Source organism: Sphingobium sp. EP60837 (assembly GCF_001658005.1).
Taxonomy (GTDB): domain Bacteria; phylum Pseudomonadota; class Alphaproteobacteria; order Sphingomonadales; family Sphingomonadaceae; genus Sphingobium; species Sphingobium tyrosinilyticum.
In genome coordinates, this window is the sequence record NZ_CP015988.1 from 229795 (window position 1) to 245620 (window position 15826).

The window sequence follows — 15826 nt, forward strand, 5'->3', positions numbered from 1 at the left end:
GTGCCTTCGGAAACCGTCTATAGCTGCCCGCCCGGTTGGACGCTGGGCGGCACCACCTGCTCCATGGTCGAGACGCTTCCGGCGAGCGTCAGCTATAGCTGCGACGCAGCTTGGACCTTGAATGGCGCGCAATGTGCGCAGACGCAGCCGGCCAATGTGGGCGCCTATAGCTGCCCGGCAGGATGGACGCTCAATGGCAGCAGGTGCAGCCGAACCCTCAGCGAGAATGCCAATCAAACGGGGTACAGCTGCCCCAACGGCTATAGCCTGGCCGGATCAGTCTGTCAGAGGACCGTCACCACCGGCGCATCGCCGAGCTACTCCTGTCCGAGCGGCTATTCGCTTATCGCCACGAGTTGCACGCGCAATTTCAGCTATGCCGCCACCGCGACTCATAGCTGTGAGCCAGGCTGGACCCTAAATGGCACCACCTGTTCGCGCCAGCTGACGCAGCCCGCCACGCAAAGCTATTCTTGCCCCACCGGCTACAGCTTGGAAAACGGAACCTGCTCCCAAAGCGCCAATTATCAGGCGACCGCCACCTATAGCTGCCCCAGCGGCGGAACGGTCCAGGGTAGCCAGTGCGTCACCACCAACACGACTTCGGCCACGCCCACCTATGCCTGTCCTTATTATTACTACAACCCAGGCACCATGTTCGGGGGCGGCGGTCCCTATTGCGTGCTGCGCAAGGCGGAATTCGCTGGCAAGAAATGCGCGCCCACCGGCACTAAACCCGGGAGTATCGAATTCCTGCGCGAGCAGAAAGCGTCGGGCGATACATTTTGTCTTTACAAGCCGCTCACGACCTATACCTGTCCGAGCGCCGCTTGGAACTTCGATCCCGCCTATAATCAGTGCGTATCGAACGTCGTGCAGAACGGCGTTGTCACCTATACCTGCCCGCAAGGCGGCAGCCTGCAGGGCACCGCCTGTTACCGCAACGATGTGACCGGAGCCTCGGTCACCTATGTCTGCCCTGCCGATTACGCCTTGTCCGGCCAGACATGCGTCAAATCCGAATATAAACAGGCTAACGTCCAATATAGCTGTCCGGCCGGCGGGAACGGCTCGGGGACCACTTGCCAAGTCAAAGAGCAAATTGCCGCCTCGGTAAGCTATGCCTGCCCTACGGGCTATCACCTCAATGGCACCAGTTGCTCCCGGACCGACACGCTGCCGGGCACCCCGGTCTATGCTTGTCCAACCGGCTATTCGCTGAGCGGCACGAGTTGCACAAGGACGGAAGACCAGGCAGCGACGCCCATCTATGTCTGCCCGACCGGCTTTGTCCTTTCGGGCTCACAATGCGCAGCGACCGTCGCTGCGCAGCCCATCTATTATTGTCCCGCCGATTTCACGCTTTCCGGCCAGACATGCTCGCGAACCCAAAGCCAGCCCGCCGCCTCACACCAGCAGTGCCCTAAGGGCGCGAACAGCAACCCAGACGGCAGCTGCTCTACGCAGGATCCGCAAAATGACTGCGGCGCCCTTCAAGGCAACCCGCAGTGCAGCTGGAAATATGATAATTGCCTAGACGAGACCCCGTCCGCCAATGGGTGCAAGATGATGGAGAAGGTCTATCGCTGCCCGGTACCGGGCGCAATGGTGCAGCAGCCCCCAAAATATGTGTGCGGCGATGATGTCTATTGCATCAACGGAGACTGCGAAGCGATCAGCCGAGAGGCATCGACCGAGTTCAAGGATGTGCTGACGGCGCTGCACGCGATCGACACGGCGGGCAAGGATTTCGACCCCGATGACATGCATGTGTTTCCCGGGACCCGGGACACCTGCCACAAGCCGATCTTCGGTGTCGTCAATTGCTGCGCGGGCAAGGTCTCCGGGCTGCTGCCGCTTGGCATCGGCGGAGCAGCGCTTAGCGGCGCGATCAGCGGCAATGTCGCGGCTCTCGCCGGCGTCGCCACACAATTCCTCACGACCTTCCTCTGCTCGACCGATGAGAAGATGCTCGATGTAAAGGATCGCATGGGCTTTTGCACCTTCGTGGGCAGCTATTGCTCGAGCAGTGTTCTTGGCGTGTGCAAGACCAAGCGGAAGACCTATTGCTGTTTTGAGAGCAAGCTCTCGCGCATTCTTCAGGAGCAGGGCCGACCGCAGATCAACAAGCCGTTCGGCAAGCCCAAATCCGAACAGTGCGAAGGCTTCACGGTCGAAGAATTCTCGCGCCTTGATCTATCGGTGATGGACTTCACCGACGTCTACTCCGACTTCATGGACGCCGCACGGATGCCTGACGAAGTCGAGACGATGAACGACATTCAACAGAAAATACAGGACTATTATGAACTGCATAGTCAGTGACTTTTGGACATCTGGTCGGGAGAATCACGCATGAAAACCCCGGCAACGCTCTCGATGCTGCTGCTGGCCCTCTCCCCTATCGCAGCGCCGGTGCGCGCACAGGACGCGGGTGCTCATGGCGACACCCAGCGGCAGGACAATGATTTCTACTGCGGTGAACGCCGGCTCGGCCAGTGGTTCTATTGCAGCAAACCCAAGGCTCCGGAGAAACAGTCACCGGCAGCGCCACAGGCGAGTGCGGCCGATCGCATGGCAGCGATCACCAGGGAACTGGATGAGCTCAAGGCCAAGGCGATCCTCGACCCGACCGAGGACAATGTGATCGCCTATGTCCGCTTTCAGCGTGAGCAGCTGGACCGAGCCTCAACCTTCTCGGACACCTGGCAGCGCGCGCTCTGGCAGAACCCGGACCTCGACTATACCTTGCAACGCCCGGTCAACACGGTGGGCAAGCGGGCCTGGCTCGACAACCGTAAGGCCGATCGCGATGCGGTGCTGACCAACCTTGGCCAGCGGTACGGGCTTTTCTATTTCTACGCGCACAGCTGCGGCGCCTGCGACATATTCGCGCCGATCCTGCGTTCGGTCGCGGACAGCCACCGCATGGCGGTGATGGCTGTATCCATGGACGGCGGACCCAGCCGTGATTTCCCCAACTATGTCGTTGATACCGGGCAGCGGTCCCGCATGGGCGTACCGGGCAATGAGACGCCGGCGCTTGTACTGTTCGACACCGCGACCAAGCGCGCCATCCCGGTGGGCTTTGGCATCCTCTCGGGCGACGAGATCATGGACCGGATCTTCATGCTGACCAACACCAAGGTGGGGAGCGACTTCTGATGGCAGAGGGCACCAAGGCCGGCCGGATCGGCCTCTTCCTCAAAGGGGCGGGATCGGCGGCCGCCATAATAGCTGCCACCCATCTTGCGGTGATTGGCGTCGCCAATGCCAATGTGGCTTCGGAAATGAACAGCTTCTTCAGCGAAGCGGGCGGCGCGGCTAACGTCACCGGCCCGTCCGCCTTTCAGGGCCAGTCCGCTGGCTATTATTCGCTCGGCAATGTCTGGACCCGCTTTCCGCAAAAAAGCGTGTCACCCTTCAACCTCCAGCTTCCAAGCGCTCGCGCCGGCTGCGGCGGCATTGATCTTTTTGCTGGCTCTTTCTCCTTCATCAATGCGTCAGAGATCGTGGCGATGCTCAAGGCGACCGCCAACAATGCACTGGGCTTCGCTTTCAAACTCGCAATCGACTCCGTTTCGCCGGAGATCGGCAAAGTGATGGACGAGTTCAGCCAGAAGGCGCAGCTCCTCAATCAAATGAACATCTCGAGCTGCGAGACGGCGCAGGCGCTGGTCGGCGGCATCTGGCCGACGATGGACACGACCCGCGCGACCATCTGCGAAGCGGTTGGGAACAGCCAAGGCATCTTCTCCGACTGGGCCGCCTCGCGCCAGGGCTGCAACAATGGCGGCAGCCGGGACAGCACGATCGCGGGCAACAGCGATACCGCGATGAAGGATCAGCTCGTCGGCGAAAACCACAATTACACCTGGGAGGCGCTTAAGAAGTCCGCCAAATTTGGCGCCTTTGACCAGGATTTTTCCGAATATGTGATGACGCTGGTAGGCACCATCGTCACCCGCCCGTCTTCGGATTCGAGCGTCGGCGGTAAGGTGGTCATGTTTGGCCCGGCCGAAGAAGCCGTGGTGACCGCCCTGCTCGATGGCACCGACAATGCGCCAGCGGTCAAGGTACTCAAATGCAATGACAGCGATTGCTATGATGTGGGGGAGACCAGGCTCTCGGTTCCGGCGTCTTCGGCGCTGCGGCCGCGCATCCGGCGGATGATCAGCGACATGAGCATCAAGGCTCGGACCAACGGCACATTGACCGCGGCGGAAAAGCAGCTGCTCAACATGGCGACGATCCCGCTCTACAAGATTCTCACCGTGCAGGCCTTTGCGCATAATGCGCTGACCGACGGCGAAATAGAGGCGCTATCTGAAATTGTAGCGGTCGATATCCTCAATGCCATGCTTGATAATATGCTTGACCGGGTCGAGCAGTCGAAGGTCCATTACCAGACGGCGGACCAGACGACCGCCGAGCAGTGGAAGGCGCAGATCGCCGCCACACGGCAGAAGTTCGGGCAGCGCGAGGTGAAGCTCAACAACAAGCTCCAGCTCACCTATCAGGTGATCAACCGGAGCGTGTTCCTGGAATCGACGCTGCAAAACACGATGTCGCCTGGAATGGCGGCAGCGCTCAATTTCTCGCGTGGGCTGAGCGCCCAGGGCGTCCGGTAAAGAGGCGCGGACCATGCTGGAGGTCTTCACGGTCGGCGGCGGGGAATATCTCGTCAACATCTTCAACGCGGTGTCCGCCTGGACCGGAGGCGGCGGCTATCGTTCCCTGATCCGCGTGATCATGGTGATGGGCCTCATCTACTCGCTGCTCGTAGTGGCGTTCACGCTCAACTATAAGGCCTGGCTCAACTGGTTCCTGCAGGCGACCGCCATCTACCTCTGCCTTATGGTGCCCACGGTCGATATTAAGGTGACCGATCGGGTTAATCCGAGCCTTGCGCCCGCAACGGTCGCCAACGTGCCCCTGGGGCTTGGGGTGCTGGCGAGCTTCACAACCCAGATCGGCGATTATCTGACCCGCACGGCAGAAACCGTGTTCGTGAGCCCGAGCGCGCTCAACTATAGCAGCAATGGCCTGATCTACGGCGCCCGTCTGTTCGACGCGACGCGCAATTTCAACATCCGCGATGCCGAGTTTTCTGCCAATCTTGACTATTATATGAAGCAGTGCGTCTTTGGCGACATCATGCTCTATCAGAAGTCGCTGACGGATCTCGCCAACGCCACCAACCTCTGGGCGGCGATCGCCTCCGACGCGGAATCCCGGTCGCAGGAATGGCTCGAGAGGAGCGGCGGCACGGTCACACCCTATATCGTGACCTGTAGGCAAGCCTACTCGATGCTGGATGCGCAATGGACGTCCATCATCGAAGCCAATTCGAAGATCTGGGGACTGGAACTCTATCCCAAGCTCTCCGAAGCGGTGGCGCAGGCCAAGCTCCGCAGTGATCTGCCAATCGTCAACCAGGCTTTCACCCAATCAAGCGACGGCTTTGTCGAGACGATGCGGCAAAATACCGCCATTAATGCGTTCATGCAGGCGCGCACCAACATGAGCGGCAGCGCGATCGACGCTTTCGCGCAGACGCGTGCGGATATCCAGGCGCGAAACACCTATAACAGCATCGCGCAGCAGGCGATGACATGGGTGCCGATCCTCAACGTCGTGCTGACGGTTGTTTTCTTCGCCATGTTCCCGGTCATCTTCCCGCTCTTCCTGATGCCACAGACCGGGCTGTCGGCGCTCAAGGGCTATGCGACGGGGTTCTTTTATCTGGCAGCCTGGGGACCGCTCTATGTCATTCTGCATATGATCTGTATGACGCGAGCCGAAGCTGCCGCCACCGCCGTTGCCAAGGGCGGCATGACGCTTGGCACCTATGCCGGGATCGGTGCGGTCAACGCGGAAACCGCGACCATCGCCGGGTTCATGCTGATGAGCGTGCCATTCCTCGCTGCGGGTCTGGCGCGCGGAGCCATGTCGATTGCCGGGCAGTCCATGTCGATGCTGGCGCCGGCGCAAAATGCGGCCGAAGCCGCGGCGCTGGAAGAAACAACCGGCAACTATGCTTACGGCAATGTAAGCTGGGCCAATCAGACGTCGAACATGCGCCAAAGTGACCAGTGGAACACAGCAGCTTCCTATCAGGCGGGGAGCGCTGCCTCCAGCTGGCGGCATGACAATGGCGGGATCGTATCGAGCTTCGGCAATGGGCAGGAGGTCATTGATACCTCGCATGCTATCTCCCGGCTTTCGTTTACTCCGACGGCCAACACCGGCTTTGTGTCGGAGATGCGCGAGCAGGCCCATGAGGCGCATCGGCAGGCCCAGGCATACCGAGCGGCTGCAAACGACATTCTGACCAGCACCCATACGGACCGCAGCACTTCCAGCTTGTCGTCGGAGCATTCATCCGGGTGGGATACGAGCGTGGGGCGGAGTTCGAACACGTCGATCGAGCAGACTGACCGGCGATCGGGCAGCAGTTCGTCGGGTATCGATCAGCGCAGTTCGACTGCACTCGGGCAGTCGGAGAGCCGTGGGCGGGATTGGACCACTAATCGCAATGAACAGGTCAGCGGCAGCTTGAGCAGCCAACTTGGCGTGGGAGGCAGAGGCGGTAAGTCGGGGCTTAGTTCGGGCCTAAGTGGAAGCGTCGCGCTTACTGGGAGCCAGAATGATCTTCTCAGCCAAGGTTTCAAGGAGACGCGGTCTAGCGAGGAGTCCAGCAGTTCGTTCAGTGGCGTCCGCGATGAGCATTCGACCGGCAACAACGCCTCAATGTCGGATGGAACATACGAAAAGGGCGGGACCTTCGCTCGCGCATCAACAGCCAGTTCATCGTCGCTAGGCCGCGAAGATGCTCTCTCGCGTGCACGGTCCTATCAGGAATCAGCTGAGAAGCTGGAAGAATTGTCGCAGCAACTTTCTCGCGACGCGAGCTATGCTGAGACGCACGGGATGCAGCTCAGCGAAAATCTCAGTCAGGAACTGGCGAAGTGGTATCGACAGGAACAGATGAACAATCCGGGTCTAGATGCACCGGAACTCTGGGCCACGGAGCTGACCGACCATCAACGCGCGGCACGCGATGGCATGATCAGCCGGTGGATGAGCGATAAGCAGGAAGCCATCCGCGCAGAGGTGCAGGGGAGCCTTCATGAACCCGAGATTGTTGAGGTGCCGCATCGAAGCACCGGTGGCTTTGACGATGTGCGCAGGAGCTACCATCCCCAAGGTGTCGCCGGGTTAGCAACGGGACCCGAATTGGGTGACCCCGAAGCGGCCGCCAAAATCATTTCAGAGGGCGAGAAATCCTACGCGAACGACAAGACTGCGGCGTATGCCGGGCGCGCAGGGCATATCCAAGGGGCCAGCGATCTCGAAAGCAATGTCAATCGGCAGACGGGGCGAGAGTTCTTCCAAAGCCGACCCCCAGACGATTGAGGATCACCGGGCGACGTAGAAGTACAGCAGGGCGCCCAAAATCAGCAGCAAGCTTATCCCGTGCCCGATAAGATTACCGACCGTCGCCTCGCTGGCATCATCAGCATCATATCTATGAGAAAGCTGCGGCTCAGCGTGCCTGATGATCGGCGCACTCAAGGTGTCCTTGGTGATCAGGTATGTTTCAACATCGAGCATCGCACAAACCTCCGAGCGTATCCCAATAGCTCACTTCATGTTTGTTTTCAATGTGCTAGGCGGATCGGGAGCAGTGACAGCGCGACCGTTTCCTGATTGATGAGACACCCGAATGGGGATCAGGAGACTGCACGCTCTAGCGCGATGCGGCGAATAGCGCTCTTAATCTCCGCACATTTCGCGGTGTAAGCGAATTGCCATGCGGCAAATAGGCGCTATATTCACCGCAAAATAAGCGGTGAAAATATGACATATTTACATGAACGTCCTTCCTGGCCCACGTTCACATGGGCAATTGATCGTCTTGCGACCAAATTAGGCGCTGTTCGACATCGGCAGGGTCGGTTGGTGGGACATATGAGCGCTCTCGGCTTTGCGATGCGCGAAGAAGCGGTCCTTGCTACGCTTACCGAAGATGTTCTCAAATCCAGCGAAATAGAGGGAGAGCGTCTCGATCAGGACCAGGTCCGCTCATCCATCGCGCGTCGACTGGGTATGGACATTGCCGGCCTGGTGCAGGCGGACCGTCATGTCGATGGTGTGGTGGAGATGATGCTAGACGCCACGCAGAACTATTCGGCGCCCCTAACCGCAGACCGGCTGTTCGCCTGGCACGCAGCAATGTTTCCCACTGGCAGAAGCGGTATGACCGCTATCACTGTAGGAGCTTGGCGAACTGACGACAAAGGTCCAATGCAGGTCGTCTCGGGTCCGATTGGCCGGGAACGTGTTCACTATGAAGCGCCAGCAGCCGCTAGGCTAGAGGAGGAAATGGCCCGGTTTGTTCAATGGATAGAATCCGATACGGGTATCGATCCGGTGCTTAAAGCGGGCATTGCGCATTTCTGGTTCGTGACTCTTCATCCATTCGATGATGGAAATGGCCGAATTGCGCGCGCGATCGCCGACTTGGCGCTCGCCAGGGCTGAACAAACTGCCCAGCGCTTCTACAGCATGTCCGCTCAGATCCGACAGGAACGCAATGTCTATTACGATCTGCTGGAGGCAACGCAAAAGCGTGACGGCGACCTCACGGACTGGCTGGAATGGTTTCTTGATTGTCTGGGACGTGCTTTCGACGGCGCGGAACAGACATTGTCGGCTGTCCTGCACAAGGCACGCTTCTGGGAAAAATTTGGGACGACGCCAATCAACGACCGGCAGCGCAACATCATAAAGCGACTGCTCAACGGTTTTGAAGGAAAGCTGAACTCCTCTAAATGGGCGAAGATCACCAAAGTCTCCGCTGATACCGCGCTCCGGGACATTCAGGACCTTGTCGAAAAGGCTATTCTCGTTCGGGATGACGCAGGCGGAAGGAGCACCAGCTATTCTCTTGCCGATATCGAATGAACTGAAAAGAAGCGACGCTGGATGAGCATCAACTTCTGCGAACGGCCTGGGCTGGCCGGGAGCGGCCGCTGGCTTGGCGTTCCTCGGCTTCCTCTCCTTTCGGTGAGCAAGCCGGGGATCGAACGCGCACAGCATCTGGCAAGCATCCCGATCCTGAGCGTTTCATCAGCGGCTCTCGCGACACATTGGCGAGCATGGACCTGCTCAAGCCTCTCATTGCCTCTTGGCGACCGTGCCACGTTGCGGATCATCGACCATGCGGATCATAGCTTCAAGGTCAGTGCAAAAAGCGGCCGCGCTGCCAGCTATGCAGAAGCCGAAACGCTGGATGGGCTGACAGGCTGGATCGGCCTGAACTTGGGGTAAAACCGGTCAACTGAATCATGGGCGCGTCCATCCAGCTCTCCGGCGGAAAGGCGTAAGGGCTTCGATCATGGTACAAGACGCAGGCGGCCGCCATTTGCTATTGCACGGGAATGAGCATCATGTCTGGCGTTACATCCTATCGACGGATCGGGATCATCGGCTCCGGCCGGGTAGCGTCCGCCCTTGGACTCGCTCTTGGCGAGCTCTCGGTAGAGCCGCTTGCGCTCTGGAGCCGCGATCCTGCACGATGTTCTGGCGCGGCCGCCTTAATAGGAAGGGCCGTTGCCGCGCAGCGAATGGTCGACATCGCCAAGACCTGCGATCTCATCATCCTTGCCGTTTCGGACGACGCGCTCGAACAGAGCATCTTCGATCTCGCTGCCGTTGGCGGGACTGCAACTCCCTTTGTCTTCCATGTCAGTGGACGCACCGGTGCTGCCATATTGTCGCCACTCGTTGCCAAGGGATGGCTTACCGCAGCCATCCATCCCGCCATGACCTTCATCGGTGACCCGCAGGCGGAGGTCCGGCAGATGATCGGGGCGCACTTTGCTGTAACCGGCTCGACGGGCCAGGCGAATGCAGCAGCCCATGCCATCGTCGCACATCTGGGTGGCGTTCCGGTCGACATCGCCGAAGAGCATCGGCCGCTCTACCATGCTGCCCTGTGTCATGGCGCCAATCACTTGGTCACGCTGATCGCCGGCTCCTGCGAGGCGCTGGCAGTCGCTGGTGTGGACAATCCCGCCGCGCTTCTCGCGCCGCTGGCCCGCGCCGCGCTGGAGAACAGTCTTGGCAAGGGCATGGCTGGCTTGTCAGGTCCTTTGCTGCGAGGCGATGAAGAGACGATTGCCGGGCATATCTTCGCCTTAGGTAAGGACTGCCCCTCTCTCCTGCCGCCTTATCAGGCGATGGGGCTGGCGACACTTGACGCGCTGCAACGGCTGAACGGAAGGGAAGAGCCTTCGCCCTGCCGACCTATGCTGGAGATGGGTCGATGACGAAGCTGTTGCTAGCAGGCGCAACCGGACTGGTCGGTAGCGAAGCACTTGCTCTATCTTTGGCAAACGAGCGGGTGACGAAAGTCATAGCGCCAACCCGCCGGCCGCTTACGCCCCACCCCAAGCTCCTCAATCCCATTGTGGAGGCCGGTAGCCTTCCGTTGACCGCCGATTGGTGGGCCGTTGATGGCGGCGTCTGCGCGATCGGAACGACAAGGGCTAAGACTCCATCGCCCGCAGCGTACCGCGCCATCGACTTCGATTATGCTCTCGCCATCGCCACGCGGATACGAGAGGGCGGCGCGCGCCGCTTCGCCCTCACGTCTTCCATGGGCGCAAACGCGCGATCACAATTCCTGTACTCACGGACCAAGGGCGAGTTGGAGGACGCCGTCACACGTCTCGGCTTTCCCTCGCTGACCATAGTCCGTCCCGGTTTCATCGGCGGAGAACGGAAGGAGCATCGGCCGATGGAACATATTTTAGGCGAGGTTCTGCGCCTCGCTGATCCCATCCTGCCGCCCATGGCGCGGATCAGCCCCGCAAGGACAATAGCCGCTTTTCTCATCGAGGCGGCAATCGGCGGAGCGATCGGCAGCCACCGCGTCAGCGCGGCGGATATCGCGCGTGCCGCAATGAACCATCACCCATAACTCGGATCATGCGTCGCTCGCCAAAGTGTGGGTTCGCGGCCTGGGGATAAAGCCCCACCCTTCTTTGCCGCTCAAAAGGCAAAATCATATTTCCAACTGCTGACCTTCAGCTGTTGATGGACGTGATGATTTCAGACTGAAAGCCGTCAGAGCCGCGTTGAGGTGCGGTGGATCAGCGTCTACCCCTGCTACGCGGCGCTCCTCATACGTCTGGTCCGCGACGCGCCGGCTCGTGTCAGCCATGTCCCTCGACAGCGAAGCCAGCAAGCACTTCAGCCAAAGGTTCAACGCTCTCGATATTACCCTGAAGTGCATCATTCAATGCATCTTCGACCTTATTAGCAATGAACCGCGAAGGCCCGGCATAAGCGAGAGACCAGGTTAAAAACCGCCGGACGTCGTAAGGTCCAGATGCAATCGTTCGAACATCCTCATGTCGAGGGTCTCGAATAATGCTTTGCTTGAGCTCGGCTATGGCGGCGGGCGTGCCTTCAAGATATTGCGCGAAGCGGCGGCCGGTAAACAGAAGCGCGCCCGTTACCCCTAGCAACCGATTGCGCGGTCTTGAGACGTCGACGATATCTCGTACTTGTTCATCAACCTGCACGGCCCCCAAGCGGCTCGTGCTGATATAAAACCATCGCTCAAACATGTGAACGCTATAGAACATTCGTACAAAAGGAGTAAAGACGAGGCGCACGGTGGGGACCGTTCTGTGCGCCTCGTCTATACCGGTGGCCATTCCTTCGGGGGAGGAGATGACCGATCGAAGGACTCCCTCTTACGGATTCTTGGTTAACAGGCACCCAGCGCGACTGTCGTAAAAATACGACAGCCCTATGTCCCCGTTCCTTAGGCTCGCAGCGCTAGCGCCCCTCCCAAAATTCGGAGGTCCGCAATGTTCGAACAGAAAATCGAGGCTTTCAGCACAACTGAGGGTGGCGCAGACCTGCGACGTCACCCTCGGCGGACGGTGTTCAAATCGGCGTTGCTCTACCCCGTCATCAAAGAAGCGAGCTTGTCGATCACGAATGTCTCCAGCCAAGGCCTCAGCGGCCGAAGCGCGTTGTCACTGGGCTTGCGCGATGAAGTGCATATCAGCTTCAATGCGACAGATTTTCTCACCGCGGAAGTCCGCTGGACGAACGGCAGCCAGTGCGGCTTGCTGATGGAAGAGCCGCTGCTTTGGCTTGGCGGGCATGAGACCTTCATGAACCAACTCGCACCTGATGATCCACCCAGGGAGACCCGTATTTCAGTGGACATGCCCGCTACGATTGTTACTTCAGCGCCCGTCATGGTCGGCACGATCCGCAATCTGTCCGTCGAGGGCATGATGATTGAGACGGCAGGCCTGAGAGAAGGCACGCGGCTCCTGGTGAAAAGCCGTGGACGAGGCGTGCGAATGGGCCGCGTGCAATGGTCGAGCGGCGGGATGGTGGGTGTATTTTTCGAAAGCGGAATTTAGTAAAGCATAGTTGACAACCATCTCTACAATGACGTTACGCGGCTAAGGAGAGGAGCAAGAGTCGTTCGCGATGGGCGCAAAATGTCCCGTATATATCGTTCTCAAAGACGCCAGCATCCGCCGACACCTGGTGGAGACTCTTCGCGCAGAGCTATATCATCCAACGCCATTTGCTTCCGGTAGCGACTTTCTCGAAGCTCTCAATCACCTTCCCGCAGGTGTAGCACTCTTAGATTTGCATCTTGCGGACAATTGGGTTGATGTGCTGACGCAACTGCTATGGACCCGCAAGGATATTCCGGTGGTGATTACGGCCGAGAATGCCAATATCCAGACAGTAGTTCAGGTCATAAAAGTAGGCGCTGACGATTTCCTTGAGCAGCCTTTTTCAAAGAAAATGCTTCTGGAAGTAATCGATCAGGCGTCCGATCTTCTAGCCTCGAGAGAAGATCTCCAGAGGCAGAGAGCTCGCGCGGACTCTTTGCTGAAAAAACTTACGAGACGAGAGCTAGAGGTATTAAGGTTGATCCAATCCAACAAGAGCAATGAAGCTGCAGCCAATGAACTGCATCTTAGCGTCAGAACGATAGAGACATACCGCCTACGCATCATGAGAAAATGCGGCGTCACGAAATTTTCGGATGCAATTTCAGTCGTGGCGACCGCTTTGGATGGCCGCAGCAAGCTTTGAGTGGCATCGCCCTTACTCCCGTCACCAGCCATGTGCAGCACAATGGGGGTCTGTCCCGAACTGGCTAGCCGACATCATAGCGAAGGCATCAACGCCAGATCAAAAGCCGAATGTCTCGCGGGTGTTGAACGTCTCATGTCCTTCTTGATATGGGGTAGTTCTCCAGACGGCCGAAGAGAATGGGTTTGGCACAGCGCGTCAACGAAAGAACTGAGCTCATCCGCTCCATTCGGCTGAACCAGCAGGCAACGAACCATCATCAAAGGGGGCCAGTTTTAGGTGTCGCCAAGGGGACTCTTCCCGATTTCGCTTGAAAGAACTCTGCAGCTTATTGGATTTGTTCTTCGGGGCGCTGCCAGCCCAACGCGGTGACATGATCCGCTCAGTTGTCAGGCCTTTGCTCGATTTTGCTTCGCTCGGCTAACCGCTCGCTAGTGTGCCAAGTGGAGATAGGCAGGCGTGAATCCGCCTGCTTCTGCCAGACGGCTCCAGTCCGGGATCATCACTGATCGCCTGCCCCGCTGTATGATGCCATCGACATCGAGTGCCTTGAACATTCGATTGACGTGAACCGGCGTCAGACCCAGCGCATCTCCGAGTTGTTCTTGAGTGAGGGGAAGATGGACCTTGGAACGGCTTCCTATGCCGGCATGTTCCTGCTTCATCGCAAGTTCGCACAGCAAATGAGCAAGTCTAGCGCGCGCATCCCGCCGCCCTATCCTGACGACCCATTCCTGAAAAACCGATGCGTCGGCGATTGATCCCATCCAAATGGCCTCAGCCACAGCTGGGCGAGAACGGGTCAGCTGTAGGACCGCTTCCATTGGAATATCGGCAAGCTTTGCAGGAGTGACCAGCTGGATGCTTTGGGGGGCGCCATGGAGCATGGAAAAATGGAGGTCGATAAAATCGCCTTCCATATGAAAGCCAACAATCTGACGCCCGCCATCGTTCACCAGCCGATACCGCTGCGCAAAGCCGTTCAGCAGGATAGCGCAAGAGGTGGGGCTCTGGCCGGCACGGATGATGTGCTGACCTGCCGTCATTGTCCGTGTTGTATAGGGAAGCGCGCCAATGGCTTGGCGGTCGGCATCCGACAGTTCCGCTCTCTCGCTGAGTTTTGCGGCTATTTTTCTCAGCGGCTGTTTCTCATCTCCCAAGGACTTGTCCTATTTTTTTGCCGACCAACAACAGCCACTTCAACTATCATAGGCAACAAGGGCAACAATATGCACTAATGTAGGTTAAGCCTTCTTCGTCAGTGAGCTAGCGGTGGGCATGACGTTGGATATGTTCAATAGCATCAAAAGAACGGCACCCGGCGGGTTCCACTCAAGTTGCCGGGTCTGCAGATCCGCACTCCTTGGGGGCGTCATGCGCAAAGAGACTTTACCCGAGCAAGAAAAATGGGCTGGCGTAGTCACCAGCCCAAGGAGAGTTCCTTCTCGCAAGGAACTCGGGGTCTCACCTGAATTCTGTTCCTCCGACTACAGCACTGCCACGTTCAGTACATGTGCTGCCCGCCATTGATGGATAAGGTACTTCCAGTGATGAAGGCGGCGTGATCACTGCACAGAAAGCCGACGCCGCGAGCGATCTCTGCAGCCTGTCCGAGACGACCTACAGGGATCTTGCCAACGATCTTCTCAAGCACGGCTGCTGGGACGGCCGCAACCATGTCCGTATCAACATAACCCGGCGCGATAGCGTTCACGGTCACGCCATATTTTGCGCCTTCCTGCGCCAGCGCCTTGGTGAAACCGTGAATGCCCGATTTAGCCGCTGCGTAATTCACCTGGCCATATTGACCCGCTTGTCCGTTGACGGATCCGATATTGACGATGCGACCCCAGCCGCGCGCCCGCATATCTCCAAATGTCGCCTTCGCCATGTTGAAACAGCCACCAAGATTGGTCCGCATGACCTCATTCCAGTCATCAAAGCTCATCTTGGCGAGAACGCCGTCTCGCGTAATGCCTGCATTGTTGATGACGATATCGATGGGGCCCAATGTTTCGGCGATCTGCGCGCAACCGACGAGGCAGGCATCATGATCAGCAACATCCCACCGAAAGGCTTGAATGCCGGTGCGATCCGTGAACGCGCGCGCCTTCTCGTCATTTCCCGCATAATTGGCGGCCACGATACAGCCCTGTTCTTTCAATGCGAGGCTGATCGCTTCCCCAATCCCCCGTGTACCTCCGGTAACAACAGCAACTCTGGTCATTCAGCCTCCTCAGATAAATATGCGGCTGCGTGAGCTCGAGGGGAGCTTCTAGCCGGTTAACGCGAGATTCTATGGCTCTGACGGTTCTTTAGGGTCGATTGACCCGCAGGTGCCATGCGATCGCCCGAATTGGAAAGACGACATCCATATACCGCTTCGACAGCGCTCAGCAGGGAGGGGGAATAGTGCTTGGACTGACAAAGCTTGTTCAAGGACATCAAATACTCCGATGGGCATGTGCCAGAGCACACAGCCAACAAATGACTTCGCAACAGATATAGTCAGCGATCTGGATCTTGGTGATCAGATACCCTATTGCGAAGCGGTGACGATCCGCGTTCTCAGATATGTGAGACGTCAAAATTCCAAGATCGAATATTACTAGTTCATACTAGAAAGGTTTTGCTCAGAAATCGCGTGGATAATGATAGCATCTGGCTCCCGCTACAA

13 protein-coding genes and 1 pseudogene are annotated in these 15826 nt (G+C 58.3%); 10 read left to right on the forward strand and 4 right to left on the reverse strand.

What is annotated here, in order from left to right:
• Positions 1-1455 precede the first annotated feature (1455 nt).
• The 4 genes and pseudogenes from EP837_RS21700 to EP837_RS19135 form a co-directional block, all read left to right on the forward strand.
• Positions 1456-2325, forward strand: a pseudogene (locus tag EP837_RS21700) (conjugal transfer protein TraN); the annotation flags it as partial.
• A 30-nt stretch (positions 2326-2355) separates the two neighbouring features.
• Positions 2356-3165, forward strand: a complete 810-nt coding sequence (locus EP837_RS19125; RefSeq protein ID WP_197486429.1) for a conjugal transfer protein TraF — start codon at positions 2356-2358, stop codon at positions 3163-3165.
• Between the two features lie 65 nt (positions 3166-3230).
• Positions 3231-4631, forward strand: coding sequence for a conjugal transfer protein TraH (locus EP837_RS19130; protein ID WP_066532421.1), 1401 nt, complete (start codon positions 3231-3233; stop codon positions 4629-4631).
• Between the two features lie 13 nt (positions 4632-4644).
• A complete protein-coding gene (locus EP837_RS19135; RefSeq protein ID WP_066532241.1) occupies positions 4645-7419 on the forward strand; it encodes a conjugal transfer protein TraG N-terminal domain-containing protein in 2775 nt (924 codons plus the stop codon).
• 3 nt (positions 7420-7422) lie between these two features.
• Here the strand turns inward: EP837_RS19135 and EP837_RS19140 are convergent, their stop codons facing one another.
• Complete coding sequence (locus tag EP837_RS19140; RefSeq protein ID WP_066532244.1) at positions 7423-7617, reverse strand: hypothetical protein; 195 nt, start codon at positions 7615-7617, stop codon at positions 7423-7425.
• Positions 7618-7863: 246 nt separating this feature from the next.
• Between EP837_RS19140 and EP837_RS19145 the strand changes: the two genes are divergently transcribed.
• From EP837_RS19145 to EP837_RS19160, 4 genes are all read left to right on the forward strand, one after another.
• Positions 7864-8970, forward strand: coding sequence for a Fic family protein (locus tag EP837_RS19145; RefSeq protein WP_066532246.1), 1107 nt, complete (start codon positions 7864-7866; stop codon positions 8968-8970).
• Positions 8971-8991: 21 nt separating this feature from the next.
• Positions 8992-9336, forward strand: coding sequence for a hypothetical protein (locus tag EP837_RS19150; protein ID WP_066532252.1), 345 nt, complete (start codon positions 8992-8994; stop codon positions 9334-9336).
• 119 nt (positions 9337-9455) lie between these two features.
• Positions 9456-10337 carry a Rossmann-like and DUF2520 domain-containing protein gene (locus tag EP837_RS19155; RefSeq protein WP_066532424.1) on the forward strand — a complete coding sequence of 294 codons (882 nt, stop codon included), beginning with the start codon at positions 9456-9458 and terminating at the stop codon, positions 10335-10337.
• Positions 10334-10990, forward strand: a complete 657-nt coding sequence (locus EP837_RS19160; protein WP_066532254.1) for an NAD-dependent dehydratase — start codon at positions 10334-10336, stop codon at positions 10988-10990. Before EP837_RS19155 ends, EP837_RS19160 begins: the two co-directional genes overlap by 4 nt.
• Before the next feature lie 235 nt (positions 10991-11225).
• On the opposite strand, the gene EP837_RS19165 is transcribed toward EP837_RS19160, so the two are convergent.
• A complete protein-coding gene (locus EP837_RS19165) occupies positions 11226-11732 on the reverse strand; it encodes a BLUF domain-containing protein (protein WP_225870680.1) in 507 nt (168 codons plus the stop codon).
• Positions 11733-11888: 156 nt separating this feature from the next.
• Between EP837_RS19165 and EP837_RS19170 the strand changes: the two genes are divergently transcribed.
• Positions 11889-12458, forward strand: coding sequence for a PilZ domain-containing protein (locus EP837_RS19170; RefSeq protein WP_066532255.1), 570 nt, complete (start codon positions 11889-11891; stop codon positions 12456-12458).
• 70 nt (positions 12459-12528) lie between these two features.
• Positions 12529-13149, forward strand: coding sequence for a response regulator transcription factor (locus EP837_RS19175; protein ID WP_066532262.1), 621 nt, complete (start codon positions 12529-12531; stop codon positions 13147-13149).
• A gap of 431 nt (positions 13150-13580) precedes the next feature.
• Here the strand turns inward: EP837_RS19175 and EP837_RS19180 are convergent, their stop codons facing one another.
• Together EP837_RS19180 and phbB are read right to left on the reverse strand one after the other, a co-directional pair.
• Positions 13581-14309 carry a Crp/Fnr family transcriptional regulator gene (locus EP837_RS19180; RefSeq protein WP_156518786.1) on the reverse strand — a complete coding sequence of 243 codons (729 nt, stop codon included), beginning with the start codon at positions 14307-14309 and terminating at the stop codon, positions 13581-13583.
• Between the two features lie 344 nt (positions 14310-14653).
• Entirely contained in the window at positions 14654-15376 is a 723-nt protein-coding gene (gene phbB / locus EP837_RS19185) for an acetoacetyl-CoA reductase (protein WP_066532263.1), read from the reverse strand.
• Between the last annotated feature and the right edge of the window lie 450 nt (positions 15377-15826).